The organism is Mesorhizobium sp. M0500 (genome assembly GCF_040321165.1).
Classification (GTDB): Bacteria; Pseudomonadota; Alphaproteobacteria; order Rhizobiales; family Rhizobiaceae; genus Mesorhizobium.
Genome location: NZ_JAMYRB010000098.1, coordinates 1 through 576 on the forward strand (window position 1 = coordinate 1; position 576 = coordinate 576).

General features: G+C 59.7%; 1 protein-coding gene. It reads right to left on the minus strand.

Annotated features, from left to right (window positions below):
- Window positions 1-131: 131 nt before the first annotated feature.
- The coding region (locus tag NKI70_RS33920; RefSeq protein WP_502898958.1) for a tetratricopeptide repeat protein at window positions 132-576 on the minus strand (445 nt) is incomplete at its 5' end.

Genomic DNA, 576 nt, shown 5'->3' on the forward strand with positions numbered 1-576 from the left:
GCGCCACTTGCCGCCATTCATCGTTTGGCCAGTGAACTGTCGCTTTCGATGCACAGCGGTCGTTCCTGGCAACGCGCGCCGTTCGCGCGCTGGCGAGCAGCGGCCCTCGCCTTTCTTTGCACAGGGGTGTTCTATGGCTGCCCGAGAGGCTTCGCCTCCCCCGCCTCGCATTCCGACAATCGCACAGGTTTGGCGAGTTTCGCCAGCGCCTCGGGCTTGGCGCAAGCCGGAAAGCCGGCGAGCGGCATTGTTTCAATAAACCGGCTGCGCTCTTTAGTGCTCAAGCCCACTTCATTAATCATGCTCTCGACGGTCAGGTCCGGGTACTGCTTGAGAGTTTCCCTAACCGAAGCATTCGCCTCATCCATTCGACCCAGAGCCGCAAGGGAGCTGCTAAGCACCACCCACTTCCACTTGTCGTAGTTGTTAGGCGTCATGCGCTCCAGCATCTTCAACGCGTCCTCATATCGGCCGGCCATAAAATAGGCAGGGGCGAAGAAGTTGGACGTCCACATCGGGTAGTTCGGGTCGAGCCGCATTACTTGGTCGACCATCTGAGCGCCGCGTTCGGGTTCA